This window comes from Morganella sp. HMSC11D09, assembly GCF_001807955.1.
GTDB classification, from domain to species: domain Bacteria; phylum Pseudomonadota; class Gammaproteobacteria; order Enterobacterales; family Enterobacteriaceae; genus Morganella; species Morganella morganii.
The window spans coordinates 146,456-169,597 of sequence record NZ_KV791696.1 but is presented as its reverse complement, the minus strand read 5'-3'; the positions used below and the strand labels follow the sequence as shown (position 1 = coordinate 169,597).

Sequence of the window (23,142 nt, the reverse complement as noted above, 5' to 3'; positions counted from 1 at the left end):
TCATTCCTTCACAGAGAAAATCAGCCAGAGAAAATAGGGTGCACCAAGTAATCCGGTCAGTAATCCGACCGGGATTTCTGCTGGTACCACCAGTGTGCGGGCGAGTGTATCGGAGAGCAGTAACAGCAGTGCACCGGCAAGGGCTGATGTCACCAGCAGAAGCCGGTGGTGCCAGCCGAAAATCATACGCATCAGGTGCGGGATAACCAGGCCGATAAAACCGATAATCCCGCTCAGTGCCACGGCAATCCCGGTGAGCAGGGCACTGATCAGCAGGACACACTGTTGTGTCCGGCGGACATTCACTCCGGCATAATGCGCTTCTTCTTCTCCCAGCTGAATCATATCCAGCGGACGTGCCAGTCTGAATGCGGCATAAAACACAGGGAGTGCCAGTACGATAGCAGGCAGAAGCAGAGTCCAGCTGATGTGCCCGGTGCTGCCCATCATCCACAGTGAAAACTGACGTAATTCTTTATCATCACTCAGATAATTGAGCACGCCGACAAAGGACATACTGATTGCGTTAACGGCAATACCGCACAGTAACAGACGCAGCAAAGGCTGACGGCGGCGGTTGAGCAGAAAAATCAGTCCGCTGATACAAAGTGCACCGCTGAAGGCAGTAATAATATGCAGATACAGTGTGACCGCACCATTCAGATAAGGCGCGATAAAGACAATCCCCAGTGCCACCGCAACGGCTGCGCCGCTGCTGATCCCGAGCAAACCGGGGTCTGCCAGCGGGTTGCGGAATAATCCCTGTAATAATACTCCGGCGGTGGCCAGTGCCATGCCCACCAGAACTGTCAGAACAATCCGCGGCAGACGGACAGATAACCAGATCTGCCAGAGTTGCGGGGTTACTTCACCCCGCAGGAATGCGCTGACAGAAACCGGCAGTCCGCCGGTATTCATGGCCGTCAATATCATGATCACCAACAGAAAACAGAGGCACAGGCGGCGCAGATGAAAGGCGGGCGGATTATTCATAACACGGCTGCTGCCTCCATCGCTTCACGTAACTGATGCAGTGTATCCGGGGTTTGTAACCCGAAGCCGAGAAACCCCATATCATCAGCCACCAATACCCGCTTATGTTTTCCGGCAGGTGTCTGAGCCAGCCCCGGTAACTGCCAGAGATTGCCGGTGCTGCCGAGAGAAGCCAGACCGCTGCGGGTGATCACCACTAAATCGGGCTGAGCGGCAATCATTCCTTCTGCTGACAGCGGGCGATAACGGCGGAAAGAAGCGGCTGCGTTTCTTCCGCCTGCACTGCGGATAAGGCTGTCTGCCGCCGTATCTGTACCGGCTGCCATCGGAGCAGTACCGGCGTGGCTGAGCAGAAACAGTACATTCACCGGCAGTGGTGTCTGCGGTACAGCATCCAGTTTCCGGTTAATGTCAGCGACCAGTACAGCGGCGGCTGACTGTAAGGCCAGAGCCTCCGCAATCTGACGGACTTTCGCGGTAATAGCCGGTAGTTCTGCCGCAGCACTGACAGTGACGACAGGGATACCCGCCGCGCTGATCTGCGATAAAACGGCAGAAGGATAAGCCAGTTCACTGGCGAGGATCAGTGAAGGCTGAAGCGACAGCAGACCTTCCGCATTCAGAAGCCGCAGATAGCCGACATCCGGCAACTGAGTGACCTGCGGCGGATGCTCGCTGGTGGTATCACGGGCAATTACCCTGTCACCGGCACCGAGTGCAAAAACAATCTCCGTGACATCACCGCCAAGGGTAATAATGCTGCCCTGCATACTGCGTGCAGGTGGAAAAAAACAGAGCAGCAGTAGCAGGAGGACATATTTTTTCATGCCGCCGCCTCACCGCTGCAGTCTGTCAGCAGGGCATTAATCTGACTGCGCCAGATCGTTTGTTCCGGTTCACCCTCGGTGCGCTGTCCGAACAGCTGGGCGATAGCCTGACCGTTTTTATCAAATAATTCCAGGCTGGTGACAATACCGTCTTTGGTGGGTTTGCGGGTAATCCAGGATTCCGCAACAGCCGATTCGATCAGATGGAGAGTGAACGACGGATTGAAAATATTGATCCAGTGCTGTCCGTCGCGGGGGCTGATATAAGGTTCAACCCGGCCAATGGCGCCGGTAAAAATCTGTACACAGCCCCGGTTGGCGACAAAGATCATAATGTCATTCTGTTCTTCCGTACACTGAGTGAGCAGGCGTGATAACGCGCTGTTATCCACCCGCTGTGCCAGGGTGTTATCCACACAACGGAATGCCTGCAAGCGACTGATATTAAATCTTTTTAACAGAACAAAAAATTGGTGAACATCCGTCATTTGCTGCCAGTGACGGGTAAATTCAGCCTGCTGCTCCGGTGTCAGTGATGTGCAGGCCGGGATGACAGCCGGTTCCGGAACAACCGGCGGGTTATCATACGCGGCGAACTGTGCTGTCAGGTGATGCCAGACCCCCATATCGGTATCAGCAGTGGTATAAATTTTGTGGACAGCATCCCCGCGGCGATCAAAAAACTGAAGGCTGTGGCGCAGGCCGCGCGAGGTATTTTCCGCGAAGGCAAATACCGTCTGCCACTGAGACAGGAAAAAGCGTAAATCCAGCCCGTACGGGTTCAGCAGCAGGCAGGCGTGTTCCCCGAATTCAGCATTATCATAGGTGCCGGTATGTTCATGTACCGCGTGGTCATTGCGGGTGATGCCTTTCAGTTCCCCGGCGGTGCCCAGCATCCGGAAAATGGCGGGGATATCCGGGGTGAGGCGGCAGGCATCATAACCGGTCCGGCAGTGTGCCAGTTCTGCCTCGGATATGCCCATCTCAGCGGCGATATCACGGGCGTGGATAAGATGTCCCTGTTCTTTCAGGGCAAGGTAACGGGAGAGTGTTTCACTGTGCATAGCAGATCCTTACTTTTTCGTGATCTGCACCAAACGGGCGCAGACCGGATAACCGGTATTAAAAAGTAAGCTGGCTGCCTTAAGAAAACAGGTGGCTGGCCTGTGTGTTATTTGGTCAGAATAAGTTTTCCGTTTTTAGTCCTGCGCAGGTGATATTCCTCATTCTGATGGCGGATAATAATCCGCTGCTGCGGCCCCAGGAGTGCTTCACTGCTGATAACCGTGATTTTATCTGTTGCTGTATTTTTATATCCGGTAAGTACGGATATCACAGAATTCTGATTATTTTCAGTCATATAATTTTATTTGATATCAATTCGCATTCGCAAATTATTATCAGCAGCTGACGAGAGTGGTTCAAGTGATTTTTTCCGAGAGAGGGAATTTACACGGAAAAAGTGAGCGGCATCTCAACTATATGGGGAAGGAATGATAACTGCGGGTGATGAATAAACAGGATGCGGGTGCATCCTGTTTCGTAACAAGGGAATAGTTTCAGCTGAAACGGGCATCCGCCGCATCAGCCAGAATATCCAGCATGGTGACGGTATCTGCCCAGCTCAGGCACGGATCGGTAATTGACTGCCCGTAAACCGGCGCTTTGTGATTCACCAGTTTTTGTGTGCCTTCCTGAATAAAGCTTTCGGCCATAACACCGGCGATAGCCCGCGAGCCGTCTTTAATCTGCTGTGCGACATCTTTGGCGACATCCAGCTGACGGCGGTGGATTTTCTGACAGTTGCCGTGGCTGAAATCAATCACCAGATGTTCCGGCAGATCAAACTGGCGCAGTTGATCACAGGCGTGAGCAATATCACCGGCAGCATAGTTCGGTGTCTTACCGCCGCGCATAATAATGTGCCCGAACGGATTGCCTTTGGTCTGATAAATCGTCATCTGCCCGTCTTTATCCGGTGACAGGAACATATGACCGGCCTGTGCGGCGCGGATGGCATCAATCGCAATTTTGATATTGCCGTCAGTACCGTTTTTGAAGCCGACCGGGCAGGAGAGTGCGGAGGCCATTTCGCGGTGGATCTGGCTTTCCGTGGTCCGGGCACCGATAGCCCCCCAGCTGATAAGATCCGCAATATACTGCCCCGTGACCATATCAAGAAACTCGGTGGCTGTCGGGACATTCAGTGCATTAACGTCGATCAGCAGTTTGCGCGCCAGCCGGATACCTTCATTGACCTGACAGGAGTTATCCAGACGCGGATCTGAAATCAGTCCTTTCCAGCCGACCACGGTACGCGGCTTTTCAAAATAGGTGCGCATCACAATTTCAAGGCGTGAGCTGTATTTCGGCAGCAGTTCGCTCAGGCGCTGTGCGTAATCCAGTGCGGCGATCGGGTCATGCACGGAGCAGGGGCCGACAATCACCAGCAGACGCGGATCATCGCCGGTTAAAATACGTTCAATGCGGGTTCGTGATGTGGTGACATTCTTATTAATTGCTTCTGTGGCCGGAAACTCACCGGCCAGCGCAGACGGGGTGATCAGTTTGTCTATCGCCCGTGTGCGCAGTTCATCCGTTTTTTCCATAGATTAGTGCTGTCTCTGAATTCGGTCAGTTGCTGTGTTAAACCACAGTGATACCGATCACAATAAACGAAAACGTGATGATTACAAGATACAATTGCAGAAAGTGGATCACCGCGGGAATGTGATCCACTTAACCGTTTCCGCTGTCAGAACATACGGCGGTTTAATCCCAGAGAATCGATGATTTTTGTCGATATCTCTTCCACCGAATAGTTGGTGGTATTGAGGTAGCTGATTTTGTGTTTGCGGTACAGCGCTTCCACCTCTGCCAGCTCCATCCGGCACTGACGGATTGAGGCGTAGCGGCTGTTTTCACGGCGCTCTTCGCGGATAGCAGCCAGACGCTCGGGGTCAATGGTCAGACCGAATAACTTATTATTATACGGCTTCAGGGCCGCAGGCAGCTGCAGGTTATCCATATCATCTGCGGTGAACGGATAGTTGGCGGCCTGGATACCGAACTGCATGGCCAGATACAGGCTGGTCGGGGTTTTACCGCAGCGGGAAACGCCGAGCAGAATAACCTGCGCCTGATCCATATTGCGCAGGGAGACACCGTCATCATGTGCCAGTGCGAAATCAATGGCTGCGATACGGGCATCATACTGGCTCAGATTGCGCTTGGATAAGCCGTGGGTCCGGTTGAATATCGGCTGCGGATCCATCTGAATCTCTTTCTGAATCGGCGCGACCAGGGTTTGCACTATGTCCTGGCAGCAGCCCTGACTGCCGGTGATGGCTTCGCGCACGTCCTGACAGATAATGGAGTAGAACACCAGAGGGCGTAACCCGGTGGTTTCAAAAATGGTATCGATTTTTTGTCTGATTTCCAGCGCGCGCTCGACAGTTGCCACGAACGGCAGGGTGTAAGCGATAATATCAATAGGGAACTGTGACAATACAGCATGACCTAATACTTCCGCCGTAATTGCCGTTCCGTCAGAAATAAAGAAGACACTCCGTGTTTCTTTATTTTGTGTATCAGAAGATGAGCCGGTTGTGATAGACATGTTATTTATTTTCCTATGTTTTTTGCTGAATCGATAATCCTGAGCAACGGCACAAATAAATTAAAACATGATTATAAAGGATAAAAAAATATTGTAATCGGGTTGATCGATTCACCTGTCTATATTCTTACAAACATTGTGATAATCTGTTTCTGATGCTCAGCAGAGCCCGTATTTCCGATTTTACCTTCTTTTGAATGTTAAAAGGATTGCTTGCAATGTCCAACAATGGTCAAACCCCGTGTAATGTACTTTGGTATAACCAGTTAGGTATGAATGACGTACCCCGTGTCGGTGGTAAAAATGCGTCTTTAGGCGAAATGATAACCAATCTTTCCGGATTAGGCGTGTCTGTTCCCAATGGTTTTGCCACCACGGCACAGGCCTTCAATGACTTTCTTGAGCAAAGTGGCGTCAACCAGCGCATTTATGAGCTGCTGGATAAAACGGATGTTGACGATGTCAACCAGCTGGCGAAAGCCGGTGCGCAGATCCGCGCATGGGTAATTGATACCCCGTTCTCCGCGGAATTTGAGCAGGACATCCGTCACGCGTATGAGCAGCTGTCCGAAGGCGAGAAAGGCGCATCTTTTGCTGTGCGTTCTTCCGCAACGGCTGAGGATATGCCGGATGCCTCCTTCGCAGGACAGCAGGAAACCTTCTTAAACGTGCAGGGTATTGATGCGATCATGGTCGCCATCAAGCACGTATTTGCCTCATTATTTAATGACCGCGCGATTTCTTACCGCGTGCATCAGGGCTATGACCACCGTGGTGTTGCACTGTCTGCCGGTGTTCAGCGCATGGTGCGTTCTGACCTCGCGTCTTCCGGCGTGATGTTTACTATCGATACCGAGTCCGGTTTTGACCAGGTTGTCTTTATCACATCCGCTTACGGGCTGGGTGAGATGGTGGTACAGGGCGCGGTAAACCCGGATGAGTTTTATGTCCACAAACCAACCCTGGAAAAAGGCCGTCCGGCTATTGTCCGCCGCACCATGGGTTCCAAGAAAATCCAGATGGTTTATGCGGATGACACCAGCCACGGCAAACAGGTGCGTATTGAGGATGTGGATGCAGAAAAATGCAAACGTTTCTCACTGACCGACAGCGAAGTGGAAGAACTGGCAAAACAGGCCGTTACCATTGAAAAACACTACGGCCGTCCGATGGACATCGAGTGGGCGAAAGACGGTAACAACGGCAAACTGTATATCGTTCAGGCGCGTCCGGAAACCGTCCGCTCTAACCAGCAGGTGATGGAACGTTATCAGCTGAACGGCCAGAGTAATGTGCTGGTTGAAGGCCGTGCAATCGGTCACCGTATCGGTGCCGGTGTGGTCAAAGTTATCCATGACCTGAGCCAGATGGATCGTATTCAGCCGGGTGATGTGTTAGTCACTGATATGACTGACCCTGACTGGGAACCGATCATGAAGAAAGCGGCGGCGATTGTTACCAACCGCGGCGGTCGTACCTGTCACGCGGCAATCATTGCCCGTGAGCTGGGGATCCCGGCGGTGGTCGGTTGCGGCGATGCCACCGAACTCCTGAAAGAAGGCCAGGAAGTGACGGTTTCCTGTTCTGAAGGGGATACCGGTTACGTCTACGGCGGCAAACTGGATTTTGATATCCACTCTTCTGAAATCGATAAAATGCCGGAAGTGGGCACCAAAATCATGATGAACGTCGGTAACCCTGACCGTGCATTTGACTTTGCCTGCCTGCCGCATGAAGGTGTCGGCCTGGCACGTCTGGAATTTATCATCAACCGTATGATTGGTGTGCACCCGCGTGCACTGCTGGAATTTGATCAGCAGACTCCGGAATTACAGGCTGAAATCCGCAGCATGATGCAGGGCTATGATGATCCGGTTGAATTCTATATCGGTCGTCTGGTTGAAGGGATTGCCACGATTGCAGCGGCGTTCTATCCGAAGAAAGTGATTGTCCGTCTGTCTGACTTTAAATCCAACGAATATGCCAACCTGGTCGGCGGAGATATCTACGAACCGCATGAAGAGAACCCGATGCTGGGCTTCCGTGGTGCAGGCCGTTATGTGCATGATGATTTCCGTGATTGTTTCGCTCTGGAATGTGAAGCAGTGAAACGTGTGCGTAATGATATGGATCTGACTAACGTCGAAGTGATGATCCCGTTTGTCCGTACTGTGGCACAGGCAGAAGCCGTGGTGAATGAACTGGCGGTTCATGGTCTGAAACGCGGTGAAAACGGCCTGCGTCTGATCATGATGTGTGAAATCCCGTCAAACGCACTGCTGGCAGATCAGTTCCTCGAGTATTTCGATGGCTTCTCTATCGGCTCCAACGACATGACACAGCTGACACTGGGTCTGGATCGCGATTCCGGTGTGGTTTCCACTCTGTTTGACGAGCGTAACGATGCGGTGAAAGCGCTGCTGTCGATGGCTATCAAAGCGGCGAAAGCACGTAACAAATATGTGGGAATCTGTGGTCAGGGGCCATCCGACCACCAGGATTTTGCTGCCTGGCTGATGGAGCAGGGAATCGACAGTGTTTCTCTTAATCCGGATACTGTAGTGAAAACCTGGATTTCATTAGCAGAAAATCACTGATTCAATCATTTAAAATGATTAAAAGCCCGGATTATTTCGGGCTTTTTTTTCGTATTCAGTGTTAGAATGTCTGTGCGCACTTAAGGCAAATCAAAATAAAACCAAATCAGATACCCTGAATTACAGGCAAAAAAAAAGCCTATCATGGGCTGACAGGCAAAGACTACACACAGCAATATTTGTATTCGGAAGGTATCATTGTAATGAATAACAATACCTTTTAATTCGTTACTTGATGGCTGATATATTAAAATAATTAAGATATGCCTGCATTAAGAATTGTCTCAATATATATATTTACTGATTGTTAGATAAGTGAAATATATTCAGAACCTCTGTCCGTATCCGGAATAAGTCCGGTGCAATTCTCTCAATGTATATTAATATTTCAAATTATTAATGCTATTTATGAACCATATTTGAATAATTAATTAAATATATCAGAGGTGCACTTCTGCACCTCTGATTAAAAACTTATTCTTTTTCTGAGAGTTGTTCTTCCATATAAGCGCGAACCTCGGTCAGGTCATCTGACGGCTTCGGCACATCATTCATCCACGCTTTCAGCAGTGTGTAAGAAACTGCCAGCACGACAGGGCCGATAAAGAGCCCGATCATTCCGAGCGATAACATCCCGCCGATAACGCCGGTCAGAATCAGTACCATCGGTAAATCCGCCCCCATTTTGATGAGGTACGGGCGCAATACACCATCCATGGTGGCAACAATACCGGCCCAGACAATCATGACGACAGCCCAGGTGGTATCTCCGGTCCAGAACAGATAAATGATGGACGGGATCATAATCAGCAGCGGTCCGAGTTGTGCCACACAGCAGATAAAAATAAGCACCGTCAGGATGGCGGCAAACGGCACACCGGCCAGCCCCAGCCCCAGACCACCGATAATTGCCTGAGTTAGTGCGGTGACCACCACACCCAGTGCCACGGCGCGTACAGACATCGCTGCCAGCAGTACGGCGGCATCGCCGCGCATGCCGGCGAGGCGCAGAGCAAAGTGACGGAAACCGCGCATCGCTTCTTCACCCTGAAGATAGAGCAGAGCACTGAACAGCAGCATAATCGCCAGATGGAACAGGAATTTACCGGCACTCAGCAACTGAGTCAGGAACCAGGCCGCGCCCTGTCCGAGGTAAGGCTGGATTTTGGCCATCATCGCGTTGCCGCCGCTGGCGACCAGGGTTGTCCAACTGGCAAACAATTTCGGCCCGATAACCGGGATTGAGTCAAGCCAGTAGAGCTCCGGCAGTGTCAGCTGCCCCGGGGATTTGACCCAGCGCATCAGCGGCTCGCTGTTCTCGACAATACTGTTGATAAGCAGCGCCAGCGGAAAGACAAACAGCAGAATAATCAACATGACCATCACAGATGCGGCTATCCAGCGGCTGTTACGGACACGGCGGCGGATTGCGGTATAAACCGGCCAGGTGGCAATCACTATCATACCCGCCCAGACGAAGCCCGGAAGAAACGGACTTAATACCCAAAAACTAATGACAATGAGAATTGATATCGCTCCGACGGCGAATATTAGTTTAGGTAAATCATAACCCGGTTGCGATTTTTCCACGGATAAGTTTCCCTTTGTAAATGAATTAACTGGTTGTTCCCGATAAAGGAGCGCAAATATTGCGTTATTTTATTGCAGGCGCAAAATGAATACATTGTGTGTTAAGGTGAATATTCTCGCATGAATCATGCATCAGAATGAAGAGTTAACCACATAATTATATTGTCAGATTTGCAATGTGACCATTTATGATAAAAGAGCCGCAGATAATGATCCCACGATTAACGCAATCCCCACAGGTAAGCCCGGCGGTTGAACGTTATATTCACGCCCTCAATGAAAGCGGATTTACCGGCGATACCACCACCCGTTATGGCGATCGGCTGACACTCGCGACCGACAACAGTATTTATCAGCTTCTGCCGCAGGCAATCGTTTTCCCGCGTTCGACCGCTGATGTGATTCTGGTGATGCGCCTTGCCGCACAGGATGAATTCCGTTCGGTTACCTTTACCCCGCGCGGCGGCGGTACGGGCACTAATGGTCAGTCGCTGAATAACGGTGTGGTGATCGATTTATCCCGCTATATGAACCGCATTCTTGAAATTAACCCGGAGCAGGGCTGGGTGCGGGCGGAAGCGGGTGTGATTAAAGATCAGCTCAATGCGTATCTGAAACCGTACGGCTATTTTTTCGCGCCGGAGTTATCCACCTCCAACCGCGCCACTCTCGGCGGAATGATTAACACCGATGCTTCCGGCCAGGGCTCGCTGGTGTACGGCAAAACCTCTGACCATGTGCTGGGGCTGCGCTCGGTACTGCTTAGCGGTGATCTGCTGGATACCGCGCCGCTGCCGGTCAGCGAGGCGTGGCGCTGTGCACAGGAGGAAAGTGCGGCGGGGGAACTTTACCGCACCACACTGGAGAGTTGCGAAACTCACCGGCAGACCATTCTGGACAGCTTTCCGAAGCTCAACCGCTTTCTGACCGGTTATGATCTGCGCCATGTCTTCAGTGATGATATGCAGACCTTTGATCTGACCCGCATCCTGACCGGCTCGGAAGGCACTCTGGCGGTGATCACTGAGGCAAAACTCAATATCACGCCGATCCCGGAAGTGCGCCGCCTGGTGAATGTCAAATATGATGCATTTGATTCCGCACTGCGCAATGCCCCGTTTATGGTGGAGGCTCAGGCGCTGTCAGTGGAAACCGTGGATTCAAAAGTGCTGAATCTGGCGCGGGAAGATATCGTCTGGCATTCCGTCAGTGAATTGATCACGGATGTGCCGGATAAGACCTTGCTGGGATTAAATATTGTCGAATTCTGCGGTGATGATGAAGCACTGATTGACGGGCAGGTTGCGTCACTGTGTGAACGCCTGGATTCATTAATGGCAAATAATGAAGCGGGTGTGATTGGCTATCAGGTCTGCCGTGAACTGAGTGGTATTGAGCGTATTTATGCAATGCGCAAAAAAGCGGTGGGTCTGCTCGGTAACAGTAAAGGGGCGGCAAAACCGATCCCGTTTGTCGAAGATACCTGTGTGCCGCCGGAACATCTGGCGGATTACATCACAGAGTTCCGCGCGCTGCTGGACAGTCATCACCTGGAATACGGCATGTTCGGTCATGTGGATGCGGGCGTATTGCATGTGCGTCCGGCGCTGGATATGTGCTCTCCGGAACAGGAAATGCTGATGAAGCAGATTTCCGATGATATTGTCGCGCTGACTGCCAAATACGGCGGGCTGCTGTGGGGTGAGCACGGTAAAGGGTTCCGGGCACAGTACAGTGAGGCTTTTTTCGGTGACACGCTGTATCGCGAACTGCGCCGTATCAAAGGGGCATTTGACCCGGAAAACCGGCTCAATCCCGGCAAAATTTGTGCGCCGTTAACCAGTGACGCACCGATGATGCAGGTGGATGCGATCAAGCGCGGCACCTATGACAGAACAATCCCCGTTGAGGTCAGAAATACGTTTTCCGGCGCGATGAACTGTAACGGCAACGGCCTGTGTTTTAATTTTGATGTCAAAAGCCCGATGTGTCCGTCAATGAAAGTGACGCAATCACGCTTTCACTCGCCGAAAGGCCGTGCCGGGCTGGTGCGCGAATGGCTGCGGCTGCTGACAGAGCAGGGCACGGACCCGGCGCTGTTATCACGGGCCGTACCGCAGAGCCGGATCTCTCTGCGTGGTCTGATTGAAAAAATTGGCAATACGCGGCGGGCATCCCGCGGGGAATATGATTTCTCCCATGAAGTGAAGGAATCGATGTCCGGTTGTCTGGCCTGCAAAGCCTGCTCCACACAGTGCCCGATTAAAATTGATGTACCGGAATTCCGCGCCCGGTTTCTGGCGCTCTATCACGGACGCTATCTGCGCCCGCTGCGCGACCATCTGGTGGCGAATGTGGAAGCCGGTGCACCGCTGATGGCGAAAGCGCCGAAGATGTTTAACTTTTTCCTGAAACAGCCGTGGGTGCAGAAACTCAGTGAAAAAACAGTGGGTATGACCGATTTACCGCTGCTGTCGTCACCGTCACTGAAACAGCAGCTGGCGGGGAGCAACGCGGTTTCCGTCACCCTGGAAATGCTGGAAAGTATGAGTGAGGAACAGCGCCGCGCCGGGCGCTATCTCTTTATCGTTCAGGATCCGTTCACCAGCTATTTTGACGCAAAAGTGGTGGCCGATTTTGCCGCACTGACGGAAAAGCTTGGTTTTCAGCCGGTGCTGCTGCCGTTCAGCCCGAACGGAAAAGCGCAGCATATTAAAGGTTTTCTCGCCCGCTTTGCCCGTACGGCAAACAAAACGGCGGATTTCCTCAACCGGGTGGCACGGCTCGGCTGTCCGATGGCGGGTGTCGATCCGGCGCTGGTGCTCTGTTACCGCGATGAATACAAAACTGTTCTGCCACCGGAGAAACAGCAGTTTCGCGTGATGTTAGTCCATGAATTTCTGACAGAATATGCGGATTTATTACCGGTGAAAGATATCAGTGAGGATACTCCCCCCTGGTATCTGTTCAGCCATTGTACCGAGGCCACTGCACTGCCGGACAGTGTGAAAATCTGGCAGAATCTGTTCCGTCGGTTTGGCGCAACACTGCAGTCTGTCAGCACCGGCTGCTGCGGTATGGCGGGGACATACGGCCATGAGATGCCGAACCTGGCGCGCTCGAAAGGAATTTATCAGCTTTCCTGGGCGCAGCCGTACCAGTCACTGCCATCAGAGCGCTGTCTGACCACCGGATACTCCTGCCGCAGTCAGGTAAAACGGATGGAAGGCAAAGTGATGCTGCACCCGTTGCAGGCGCTGCTGACACTGGTATCCTGACAGCGGGATAAAACACGACGCGGAGAGCTTATTAATGATATGGAAACGACCTGCAACACCGGCAGAACTGAATCGCATCTCGGAAGGGAATATGCTCAGCCACCTGGGCATTGTCTTTACGGCAGTTGAGCCGGAGCAGTTAATCGCGACGATGCCGGTTGATGAGCGGACAAAACAGCCGCACGGCCTGCTGCACGGCGGGGCATCGGTGGTACTGGCGGAAAGCCTCGGCTCTGTGGCCGGTTATCTGTGCAGTGAAGGGGACGAAACCGTGGTCGGTGTTGAGATTAACGCCAACCATGTACGTGCGGTGCGCAATGGCGTTGTTACCGGTTATTGCAAGGCGATACACCTCGGACGCAACCAGCAGGTCTGGTCTATTGAGATTTTTGATGAGCAGCAGCGGTTATGCTGTATTTCCCGTCTGACCACCGCGATTCTGCGCGGGTCAAAAAACTAACATCTGAGCAACATATCAGCCGGTATTAGGTGAATTCCGCCCGGAATTTCCGTGTACCGGCACTTCTCTGCAAAAGTCGCATTTATAATGATCCTTTTGTGCCATTGATACTGTACTGCCCGGTACGGTAATAAGTATTTATCATTGATAAATAATCTCTTTTATAAACAAAAGATTAATTCATTTTCCGCTCAAAAATGATAACGCCTGCCTGACAGGTTTGTCTATTATTTAAGCAGTAATCGGAATATCCTTTCAAAGCAAGTGGTTGAAGTGAGAAATATTATCATTAACATGATGTTTACGGAGAGCTCCCGTCGAATTTTATGAGGTCAATAATGACAACGCACAGCACCAACCCGGTGGAAACTTTTTCACTGAATGATAATGACTGGACAGGTATCACACTGACAGCGGCCGCTGCAAAGCGGATTGTGACACTGATGAAAAACACCCCGGACAGTATCGGGCTTTGCCTGAGTGTCAAACAATCCGGTTGTGCCGGGTTTGGTTATGTTTTTGAAATGATTAATCAGGCGGATGCAGAGGATATGTTGTTTGAGCGCGACGGCGCCCGGCTGTATGTCCCGCGCAAAGCCATGCCGTTTATCGACGGCACAGAAGTGGATTTTGTCCGTGAAGGGCTGAATCAGATATTTAAATTTAATAATCCGAAAGCTCAGCATGCCTGCGGGTGTGGTGAAAGCTTCGGGGTTTAAGAGCGAAGCCATATTATGTCTCAGAGCAATGCAGAGATTGGTGAAGACGTCCAGACCTGGCTGAATGACGGACGCTATAAAGAGGGCTTCTTCACTAACGTCGCCACGGATGAACTGGCGAAAGGGATCAACGAAAATGTGATCCGCGCCATTTCCGCCAAACGAAATGAACCGGAGTGGATGCTCAATTTCCGGCTGGAGGCTTTTCAGCACTGGCTGGGGATGGAAGAGCCGCACTGGCTGAAGGCGAAGTATCCGCAGCTGGATTATCAGGATTACAGCTATTACTCCGCGCCGTCATGCGGCTCGTGTGATGATACCTGCGGCTCACAGCCGGGGGCAGTGCAAAGCCCGGCGGGCAGTTTCCTGACCAGTGAAGTGGAAGAAGCCTTTGAAAAACTCGGCGTGCCGGTTCGCGAAGGGCAGGCGGTGGCGGTGGATGCGATTTTTGACTCCGTATCCGTCTCAACCACTTACCGTGATGAGCTGAAAAAACACGGTGTGATTTTCTGCTCGTTCGGGGAAGCGATTCACGACTATCCGGAACTGGTGCAAAAATACCTCGGTACCGTGGTATCCAATCACGATAACTTTTTCGCCGCACTTAACTCGGCGGTTGCCTCTGACGGCACCTTTGTTTATGTCCCGAAAGGGGTGCGCTGCCCGATGGAATTATCCACCTATTTCCGTATTAACGCGGCCAAAACCGGCCAGTTTGAACGCACCATTCTGATTGCGGATGAAGGCAGTTATGTCAGCTATATCGAAGGCTGCTCCGCACCGGTGCGTGACACTTATCAGCTGCATGCGGCGGTTGTGGAAGTGATCATCCATAAAGATGCGGAAGTGAAGTATTCCACTGTTCAGAACTGGTTCTCCGGCGGTGACAGTGAAGGCGGCATCCTCAACTTTGTCACCAAGCGGGCACTGTGTGAGGGTGAAAATTCCAAAATGTCATGGACACAGTCTGAAACCGGCTCTGCTATCACCTGGAAATACCCGAGTGTGATCCTCAAAGGGGATAACTCTGTCGGTGAATTCTTCTCTGTTGCCCTGACCAACGGCACACAGCAGGCGGATACCGGTACCAAGATGATCCACATCGGCCGCAATACCAAATCCACAATTATCTCGAAAGGGATTTCCGCCGGGAGAAGCCAGAACAGCTACCGGGGACTGGTGAAGGTGCTGCCGGGGGCGGAAAACGCCCGTAACTTTACTCAGTGTGACTCAATGCTTATCGGCACAGAGTGCGGCGCACACACTTTCCCGTATGTGGAAGTGATGAATAACAGTGCGCAACTGGAGCATGAGGCCACCACCTCGCGTATCGGTGAAGACCAGCTGTTTTACTGCTTACAGCGCGGTATCAGCGAAGATGACGCCATCTCAATGATTGTAAACGGTTTTTGTAAAGATGTGTTCTCTGAGCTGCCGCTGGAATTTGCCGTGGAAGCACAGAAACTGCTGGCGATAAGCCTGGAACACAGTGTCGGTTAATCCATCAGAATCAGCGCCTGCGGGATAACCGGCGGGACGGAGTAGTACATTATGTTAAGTGTAAAAGATTTGCATGTCAGCGTGGAAGGTAACGAAATCCTCAAAGGGTTATCACTGGACGTGAAACCGGGGGAAATCCACGCCATTATGGGACCGAATGGTTCTGGTAAAAGTACCCTGTCTGCCACACTGGCCGGCCGGGAAGAGTATGAAATTGACAGCGGATCCGTCACTTTTAAAGGTAAAGACCTGCTGGAGCTGGCACCGGAAGATCGTGCCGGTGAAGGCATTTTCCTCGCCTTTCAGTACCCGGTGGAAATTCCCGGGGTAAGTAACCAATTTTTCCTGCAAACCGCAGTTAATGCAGTGCGCGAGTATCGTGGTGAAGAGGCGCTGGACCGCTTTGATTTCGCTGATTTTATCGAAGATAAAATTGAGTTGCTGAATATGCCGCAGGATCTTCTGACGCGTGCGGTGAACGTCGGGTTCTCCGGCGGTGAGAAAAAACGTAATGATATCCTGCAGATGGCCGCCCTTGAGCCGTCACTCTGCATTCTTGATGAAACGGATTCCGGGCTGGATATTGATGCCCTGAAAACCGTGGCCAACGGCGTGAATCAGCTGCGCAGCCCGGAACGCGCCTTTATTATTGTCACTCACTATCAGCGCATCCTGGATTATGTGAAGCCTGACTTTGTTCATGTGCTGTATCAGGGCAAAATCATCAAATCCGGTGATTTCTCACTGGCGAAAAAACTGGAGGAGCAGGGATATGGCTGGCTTATTGACCAACAGTGAACGCGCGCTGAAACGCCGCGAAGTCAGTGAGCGCAATCTGGCCGCAATGGGGCGGATAGAACAGCTTATCGCGCAGCATCCACTCTCCGGGCACGCCGCGCAGCACTGGCAGCAGGCACAGAAAACCGGCTTCCCGGCCTTTCATCAGGAAGACTGGCATTATACGTCGCTGACACCATTGCTGGAGGCAGATTATCAGGATAAGACCGGAACACTGAACGTCTTACCGGAGGCGGTGCTGACCTCACTGAATGCATACCGCATAGTGCTGGTGGACGGTGTATTTGCGCCGCAGTGGAGTGATACTGATACAGGTGTGTTTGAGTTGTCAGTGGCTGACCGTCACAATGAATTCCCGGCACCGGTTAACGGCGAGATTTTCCTGCACCTGACTGAAAGCCTGGCGCAGACACCGTTAATTATCCGCGTGAAAGCCGGCGCACAGGCGGAAAAACCCCTGTACATCGTGAATATTTCAACGGCACATAATGATTCCCTGAATATGCGCCACAGCCGCTATCACCTCGATATCGGTGTGAATGCGGCTGTCTCTGTGATTGAGCACTTTATCAGCCCGGATGAACAATCAGCCCATTTCACCGGGGCGCGGATGACCGCGAACGTGGGAGAAAACAGTGATTTCCGCCATCTGAAACTGGGGTTTGAAAACCCGCAGGCGTACCATTTTGCCCATAATGATTTGGTGATCGCCGCCCATGCCCGTGTGGAAAGCACCAGTTTTCTGCTCGGCGGTAAACTGACCCGGCATCACACCAGCACACAGCTTAACGGCGAAGGTATTGTGCTGGCCATGAACAGCCTTGTGCTGCCGAAACACGGCGAAATCGCTGATACCCGCACGTACCTGGAACATAACAAAGGGTATTGTGAAAGCCGCCAGCGCCATAAAACCATTGTGATGGATAACAGCCGTGCGGTATTTAACGGCATGATTAAAGTGGCACCGCATGCACTGAAAACAGACGGCCAGATGACCAACAATAACCTGTTACTGGGCCGGAAAGCGGAAATCGATACCAAACCGCAGCTGGAAATCTATGCCGATGATGTGAAGTGCAGCCACGGTGCGACGGTCGGGCGGATTGATGAGGAACAGCTGTTTTATCTGCGCACACGCGGGATCGCGGAAAAAGCCGCGAAGCAGATGATCATCCTCGCGTTTGCTGCGGAACTGACTGATGCGATCAGCGATGAAGTCCTGAATAACGTGGTGATGGTGCGTATCCGTCAGTCGCTGGATCAGGGGGATAAACAGTAATGAGTTATTCAGCACAACAGCGGCGGGCAGACTTCCCGGTACTGGCCGGGGAGGTGAACGGCAAACCACTGGTCTACCTCGACAGTGCCGCCAGTGCCCAGAAACCTCAGCAGGTGATTGATGCGGTGAGTGATTTTACGTCTCACCATTATGCTGCGGTTCACCGCGGCATTCACACATTAAGTGCAGAGGCCACGGCTGCCACGGAAGCCGTGCGGCAGAAAGCGGCGGCGTTTATCAATGCGCCGCAGACGGAAGAGATTATTTTTGTCAAAGGCACCACCGAAGCCATCAATCTGGTGGCAGACAGTTTTGGTCGCGCATTCTGCAATGATGGTGACAATATCATTATCACTGAGATGGAACATCACGCCAATATTGTGCCCTGGTATATGCTGGCGGAGAGTGCGGGGATTGAGATCCGTGTATTGCCGATGGCGGATGACGGTACTCTGGTGCTGAGGAAACTGCCGGAACTGATCGATAACCGAACCCGACTGCTGAGCTTTACCCATCTCTCTAATGTGCTCGGCACCGTGAACCCGGTGAAAGCGATTATTGTTCAGGCACGTGAACTGAGCCGTGCTGCCGGGGGAGAACTGGCAGTGCTGGTGGACGGTGCTCAGGGCGCAATGCATCAGCCGGTGGATGTGCAGGCGCTGGATTGTGATTTTTATGCGTTCTCCGGCCATAAGCTGTACGGACCGACCGGCATCGGTATTTTGTGGGGACGCAAATCCCTGCTGGATAACATGCCTCCCGGCGAAGGCGGCGGTGCCATGATCGCAGAGGTCAGCCTGACGAACGGTATTACCTATGCGGATGTACCGTGGCGTTTTGAGGCGGGAACGCCCAATATCCAGGGTATTATCGGCCTGGGAGCTGCGCTGGATTACCTGAATAACATCGGTATGGCGGAGATAGCTGCGTATGAACACACTCTCATGCAGTATGCGCTGACGCGGCTGGCAGAGGTGCCCGGCATTATTCTGTACGGCAATGCACTGCGGGAAGGGGTGATCGCCTTTAACCTCGGAGTGCATCACGCTTTTGATACCGGTGCATTTCTGGACCGCTACGGCGTGGCTGTCCGCACCGGGCATCACTGCGCACAGCCGCTGCTGGCGCATTATGGTGTCAGTGCCATGTGCCGTGCCTCACTGGCGCTCTACACCACGGAAACGGATATTGATATACTGACGGACGCACTGAAACGTACCGCAAAACTGCTGGGTTAAGGATCCTGATGAAAATTACGCTGCCGGATCAGGCAAAATTACTGCGCAATTTCTCCCGTTGTCATGACTGGGAGGAGCGTTATCTGTATCTGATTGAGCTGGGGGACAAATTACCGGCGCTGACAGAAGAGCAGCGGCAGCCGCAGTATAAAATATCGGGTTGTCAGAGTCAGGTCTGGATCATCATGCAGCAGGACGAGGAAGGGCGGGTCTGGTTCGCCGGTGACAGCGACGCCGCGATTGTCAAAGGCCTGGTGGCGCTGGTTATCGCGCTGTATCAGGGAAAAACGCCGGCGGAAATCCGTGATCTGGATATCGCGCAAATCTTCTCGGAACTGGCACTTTCTGTCCATCTGACCCCGTCCCGTACTCAGGGACTGAACGCCATGGTCAGAACAATCATACAAAACACGCAGCAAATGAGATAAAACATCGTTCCCTTTTACTTACTCTGCTAATAATATATTACCTGGCGTGGCCGGAAAGCGGCCACGTATTTTTTTATACCATCAGCTGAGGATCTGGAATGAAACGAATTCTCCCGTTGCTGGGCGGGCTGTTGTTAGCGGTTACTGCGTTAACAGCCCGGGCAACCGAATATCAACTCCCTGCGGATAAGGGCCGGGTCATCGGTGAAAACGTCACCTATGTTGTGCCGGATGACGGACGCTCACTGGAAGCGATTGCCGCCGAATACGGTATCGGCCTGCTGGCGATGCTGGAAGCTAACCCGGGGACGGATCCGTATCTGCCGAAACCCGGCAGCGAACTGATTATCCCGTCACAACTGATCCTGCCGGATACCCCGCATCAGGGTATTGTGATTAACCTGGCGGAACTGCGTCTGTTCTATTACCCGCAGGGCACCAATACCGTACGGGTCTACCCTATTGGTATCGGTCAGCTGGGGCGTGATACCCCGGTTATGACCACCTCAGTTTCCCAGCTGATCAAAGATCCGACCTGGACACCAACCGCGAATATCCGCAAAGCCTATGCGGCTCAGGGGATCACGTTACCGGCAGTTATCCCGGCCGGTCCGGAAAACCCGATGGGGCTGTTTGCTCTGCGTCTGGCGCACGGTCGCGGTGAATACCTGATCCACGGCACCAATGCGGACTTTGGTATCGGTATGCGTGTCAGCTCCGGTTGTATCCGTCTGCGTCCGCATGATATTGAAGCACTGTTTAAAACCATTCCGAAAGGTACACGGGTTCAGATCGTGAATGAGCCGGTGAAATATGCCGTTGAACCGGATGGTCAGCGCTATGTGGAAGTACATCAGCCACTGTCCCGTAATAAAAATGACGATCCGCAGACCATGCCGATTGCGCGTTCAGCCGGACTGACCAGCTTTATTCAGTCTCCGGACACTAACAGCGCCATCGTTGAGCAGGCGATTGCACGCCGCTCCGGTATGCCGGTCAATGTCAGCCGTGATGCGGAGTATAAGCAGGAAGCGGCACCGGCAGAGAAAACCAACTTTGCACCGGTGGAAATGGATGAAGAAGCGGAAGTGAAGGCACTGAACCTGAAACCGGCCGATTTTGCACCGGGTCAGTTAACCCAGCCGGGTCCGATTGTCCGTGAGGAAAACAGCGCAGAGTAATATCGCTTTTACGCTGTGACAGATGAAAACCGCTTCCGTTGTGAGGCGGTTTTTTTACGCCCGGCATAAATCGCAGGCATAAAAAAATGGCGTAACATAATTTATGCTACGCCACCTGTTCTTCAGATCGTGATTACAAATTATTTTTTGTAAGAACGAACCTGGTTGTCTAAGCGCTGGTTAGCGCGTGCTGCTTCGTCTTTAGCCTGCTGAACATCAGCGCGGATTGCGTTAACGTCGTTGCTCAGTTGATCAACTTTGGCATTCAGCGTCTTAACGTCGTTGTCCAGTTGGTCAAATTTAGCGTTAGAAGAACAACCTGCTAATAATGCAGAAGCTAAAACTACAGCACCTAATACAATCTTAGAACGACCCATTTTAATACCCTCTAGATTAAAGTTAATCACCAAGTAGCAGTAATGATATTACACATTTCAATAGGGAAAGAGAATAGAAATTCAGCGTTTACAAAGATTATTTTCCTGAAACCGCAAAATAAATCAAAAAAAAACGGCAATTGCGTAATTCTCAACCAAATAATCTGATGCGGAGACAGATACAGCAGTGCGGTATTATCCCGTATTCAGAAAGCGGCAATTATTCTGCGGCCCGTTGCTTCATTTCATGTTCCCCTACAGTTTAGAATAAAAAAAGCACCCGTGCAGCGGGTGCTCTCATTAATTCAGATAATGCTGAAAAATATTACAGTAATTGTACGGATGAGGTATTGGTGGTGCCGCTTGGTACTAACGCACCGGATACCATCACCACGATTTCACCGTTGGTGGCCAGACCGCTTTCCAGCGCGGCTTCGCGGCCGATACGGTAGAAATCATCGGTTGATAAGATTTCGTTCACCAGTTTGGTGGTCACACCTTTCACCAGCAGTAACTGACGGGCAGTGGTTTCGTTGGTGGTCAGCGCCAGAATCGGGGCTTTCGGGAAGTATTTACGGACAGACTTCGCGGATTTACCACCGGCGGTTGCCACAACAATCAGCGGGGCATCCAGGTTTTCTGACATTTCAACCGCACCACGGCAGACTGCTTCAGTCACACGCAGTTTTTTACCGGCCTGTAAATCGCCGAGACGGCTGTGCATCACGCGATCAGTACGCTCACAGATAGTTGCCATGATGCTGACAGCTTCAACCGGATATTTCCCTTTCGCACTTTCACCGGACAGCATAACCGCATCGGTACCGTCGAGGATGGCGTTGGCAACGTCACCGGCTTCCGCACGGGTAGGGCGCGGGTTTTTGATCATGGAGTCAAGCATCTGAGTCGCGGTAATGACCACTTTACGTGCAGTATTACATTTTTCGATCATCAGTTTCTGCGCGAAAATCACTTCTTCAACCGGAATTTCCACACCCAGGTCACCACGGGCAACCATGATACCGTCAGAGGCTTCGAGGATTTCATCGAAGTTGTTCATCCCTTCCTGGTTTTCAATCTTGGAGATGATCTGGATATGTTCGCCGCCGTTGGCTTTGAGGTGAGCACGGATTTCGTCCACATCGGCACGTTTACGGATAAAGGAGGCGGCAACGAAGTCAACATTCTGCTCGCAGCCGAAAATCAGATCCTGTTTGTCTTTTTCTGCCAGAGCCGGGAGGCCGATAGACACATTCGGCAGGTTAACTCCTTTGTTTTCACCGAGGTCACCGTTATTCAGAACTTCACAGATAACCTCTGTTGCGGTGGTTTCTTTGACACGCATGCCGATCAGACCGTCATCGACCAGAACGATATTGCCCGGTTTCAGATCCTGCGCGAAGCCCGCATAAGTGACGGCAACACGCTCATTGTTACCGATGACAGATTTATCCGTGGTAAAGGTAAAGGTCTGACCCGCCACCAGCGCGACATCATTGCCGCCTTCCAGTTTAATGGTACGGATTTCAGGGCCTTTGGTATCCAGTAAAATGGCTGCTTTCTTACCGGTACGCGCACAGACAGCACGCAGATTTTTGATGCGCTGACCATGTTCTTCGTAATCGCCGTGGGAGAAGTTCAGACGCATAACATTCATGCCGGCATCTAACAGTGCTTCGAGTTTCTCTTCTGATTCGGTTTTAGGTCCGATAGTACAAACAATTTTGGTCTTTTTCATGACAGCCCATCTACAGTTATTGAGAGTAAATAGTGAACAACCGCCTGTATTCACACCGCATGAGTAAGAACAGGCAATTGTCGTGATCCCCGGTTATTAAAATTAGTCGTTTTTGTAAAAAAACAGATTTAGTATAGCGTGTTTTTTATCACGCCTCTCTGTTTCAGTGCTTGTAAATCAGCAAGCTGAATCCATTCAACAACTACGCAGGCATTATAGAGGGTTATTAGTGTGATTTGAATCATAAAATCAGAAATAAATTAACATTCTTGCGGTAACGCAAGAAAACAGCTGTATTGATACGCAGAAGTACAATGAAAACAGAAGAGGGTAACTGACTGAAAATCGGATGAACTGAAAAGGGAGGTAAAACGGAACTGCTGATAAATGGTGCGTCCAAGTGGACTCGAACCACCGACCCCCACCATGTCAAGGTGGTGCTCTAACCAACTGAGCTATGGACGCACTGTGTGAAAATTGCTTTGCGAAGTAAATGGTGCGTCCAAGTGGACTCGAACCA

General features: G+C 51.6%; 19 protein-coding genes and 2 tRNA genes (1 of these 21 running past the window's edge). 10 read left to right on the top strand and 11 right to left on the bottom strand.

The features are described 5' to 3' along the window. From HMPREF3119_RS12420 to HMPREF3119_RS12395, 6 genes are all read right to left on the bottom strand, one after another. The gene (locus HMPREF3119_RS12420) at positions 1 to 993 is read right to left on the bottom strand and encodes a FecCD family ABC transporter permease (protein ID WP_046024513.1); all 993 of its coding nucleotides are present in this window, start codon (positions 991 to 993) and stop codon (positions 1 to 3) included. Continuing rightward, complete coding sequence (locus HMPREF3119_RS12415) at positions 990 to 1,820, bottom strand: heme/hemin ABC transporter substrate-binding protein (RefSeq protein WP_004239996.1); 831 nt, start codon at positions 1,818 to 1,820, stop codon at positions 990 to 992. The genes HMPREF3119_RS12420 and HMPREF3119_RS12415 overlap by 4 nt, the downstream gene beginning before the upstream one ends. Then, the gene (locus tag HMPREF3119_RS12410; protein ID WP_070579881.1) at positions 1,817 to 2,884 is read right to left on the bottom strand and encodes a hemin-degrading factor; all 1,068 of its coding nucleotides are present in this window, start codon (positions 2,882 to 2,884) and stop codon (positions 1,817 to 1,819) included. Before HMPREF3119_RS12410 ends, HMPREF3119_RS12415 begins: the two co-directional genes overlap by 4 nt. 107 nt (positions 2,885 to 2,991) lie before the next feature. Beyond that, complete coding sequence (gene hemP, locus HMPREF3119_RS12405) at positions 2,992 to 3,180, bottom strand: hemin uptake protein HemP (protein ID WP_032098087.1); 189 nt, start codon at positions 3,178 to 3,180, stop codon at positions 2,992 to 2,994. A gap of 199 nt (positions 3,181 to 3,379) precedes the next feature. After that, the gene (locus HMPREF3119_RS12400) at positions 3,380 to 4,429 is read right to left on the bottom strand and encodes a 3-deoxy-7-phosphoheptulonate synthase (protein WP_032098088.1); all 1,050 of its coding nucleotides are present in this window, start codon (positions 4,427 to 4,429) and stop codon (positions 3,380 to 3,382) included. Between the two features lie 146 nt (positions 4,430 to 4,575). After that, on the bottom strand, positions 4,576 to 5,439 hold the full coding sequence (locus tag HMPREF3119_RS12395; protein WP_004235416.1) for a posphoenolpyruvate synthetase regulatory kinase/phosphorylase PpsR: 864 nt from the start codon (positions 5,437 to 5,439) through the stop codon (positions 4,576 to 4,578). 218 nt (positions 5,440 to 5,657) lie between these two features. Here HMPREF3119_RS12395 and ppsA point away from each other — a divergent pair, with 218 nt between their 5' ends. Continuing rightward, a complete protein-coding gene (gene ppsA, locus HMPREF3119_RS12390; protein ID WP_004239083.1) occupies positions 5,658 to 8,036 on the top strand; it encodes a phosphoenolpyruvate synthase in 2,379 nt (792 codons plus the stop codon). A gap of 474 nt (positions 8,037 to 8,510) precedes the next feature. On the opposite strand, the gene ydiK is transcribed toward ppsA, so the two are convergent. Then, entirely contained in the window at positions 8,511 to 9,626 is a 1,116-nt protein-coding gene (gene ydiK, locus HMPREF3119_RS12385; protein WP_015422756.1) for an AI-2E family transporter YdiK, read from the bottom strand. A 209-nt stretch (positions 9,627 to 9,835) separates the two neighbouring features. Here ydiK and HMPREF3119_RS12380 point away from each other — a divergent pair, with 209 nt between their 5' ends. The 9 genes from HMPREF3119_RS12380 (at position 9,836) to HMPREF3119_RS12340 (ending at position 20,507) form a co-directional block, all read left to right on the top strand. Further along, positions 9,836 to 12,904, top strand: a complete 3,069-nt coding sequence (locus tag HMPREF3119_RS12380; RefSeq protein WP_070579998.1) for a D-2-hydroxyglutarate dehydrogenase YdiJ — start codon at positions 9,836 to 9,838, stop codon at positions 12,902 to 12,904. Positions 12,905 to 12,938: 34 nt separating this feature from the next. After that, positions 12,939 to 13,364 (top strand): hotdog fold thioesterase, encoded by a 426-nt coding sequence (locus HMPREF3119_RS12375; RefSeq protein ID WP_049241188.1) that lies wholly within the window; start codon positions 12,939 to 12,941, stop codon positions 13,362 to 13,364. A 338-nt stretch (positions 13,365 to 13,702) separates the two neighbouring features. Then, positions 13,703 to 14,083: a Fe-S cluster assembly scaffold SufA gene (gene sufA / locus HMPREF3119_RS12370; RefSeq protein WP_004239087.1), complete on the top strand. Its 381-nt coding sequence runs from the start codon at positions 13,703 to 13,705 to the stop codon at positions 14,081 to 14,083. A 15-nt stretch (positions 14,084 to 14,098) separates the two neighbouring features. Then, positions 14,099 to 15,583: a Fe-S cluster assembly protein SufB gene (gene sufB / locus HMPREF3119_RS12365; protein WP_004235427.1), complete on the top strand. Its 1,485-nt coding sequence runs from the start codon at positions 14,099 to 14,101 to the stop codon at positions 15,581 to 15,583. Between the two features lie 51 nt (positions 15,584 to 15,634). Further along, positions 15,635 to 16,381: a Fe-S cluster assembly ATPase SufC gene (gene sufC, locus HMPREF3119_RS12360; RefSeq protein ID WP_004235432.1), complete on the top strand. Its 747-nt coding sequence runs from the start codon at positions 15,635 to 15,637 to the stop codon at positions 16,379 to 16,381. Then, on the top strand, positions 16,356 to 17,660 hold the full coding sequence (gene sufD, locus HMPREF3119_RS12355; protein WP_070579878.1) for a Fe-S cluster assembly protein SufD: 1,305 nt from the start codon (positions 16,356 to 16,358) through the stop codon (positions 17,658 to 17,660). The genes sufC and sufD overlap by 26 nt, the downstream gene beginning before the upstream one ends. Then, entirely contained in the window at positions 17,660 to 18,898 is a 1,239-nt protein-coding gene (gene sufS / locus HMPREF3119_RS12350) for a cysteine desulfurase SufS (protein WP_070579875.1), read from the top strand. Before sufD ends, sufS begins: the two co-directional genes overlap by 1 nt. Positions 18,899 to 18,906: 8 nt before the next feature. Beyond that, positions 18,907 to 19,326 (top strand): cysteine desulfuration protein SufE, encoded by a 420-nt coding sequence (sufE, locus tag HMPREF3119_RS12345; protein ID WP_004239091.1) that lies wholly within the window; start codon positions 18,907 to 18,909, stop codon positions 19,324 to 19,326. A 98-nt stretch (positions 19,327 to 19,424) separates the two neighbouring features. Further along, complete coding sequence (locus tag HMPREF3119_RS12340) at positions 19,425 to 20,507, top strand: L,D-transpeptidase family protein (protein ID WP_004235440.1); 1,083 nt, start codon at positions 19,425 to 19,427, stop codon at positions 20,505 to 20,507. Positions 20,508 to 20,647: 140 nt separating this feature from the next. On the opposite strand, the gene HMPREF3119_RS12335 is transcribed toward HMPREF3119_RS12340, so the two are convergent. From HMPREF3119_RS12335 to HMPREF3119_RS12320, 4 genes are all read right to left on the bottom strand, one after another. Then, positions 20,648 to 20,884 (bottom strand): major outer membrane lipoprotein, encoded by a 237-nt coding sequence (locus HMPREF3119_RS12335; RefSeq protein WP_004239093.1) that lies wholly within the window; start codon positions 20,882 to 20,884, stop codon positions 20,648 to 20,650. Positions 20,885 to 21,209: 325 nt separating this feature from the next. Then, positions 21,210 to 22,622 carry a pyruvate kinase PykF gene (pykF, locus tag HMPREF3119_RS12330; protein WP_004235443.1) on the bottom strand — a complete coding sequence of 471 codons (1,413 nt, stop codon included), beginning with the start codon at positions 22,620 to 22,622 and terminating at the stop codon, positions 21,210 to 21,212. A gap of 388 nt (positions 22,623 to 23,010) precedes the next feature. Continuing rightward, positions 23,011 to 23,087 (bottom strand) — tRNA-Val (locus HMPREF3119_RS12325). A gap of 29 nt (positions 23,088 to 23,116) precedes the next feature. After that, positions 23,117 to 23,142 (bottom strand) — tRNA-Ser (locus tag HMPREF3119_RS12320) (it continues 49 nt past the right edge of the window).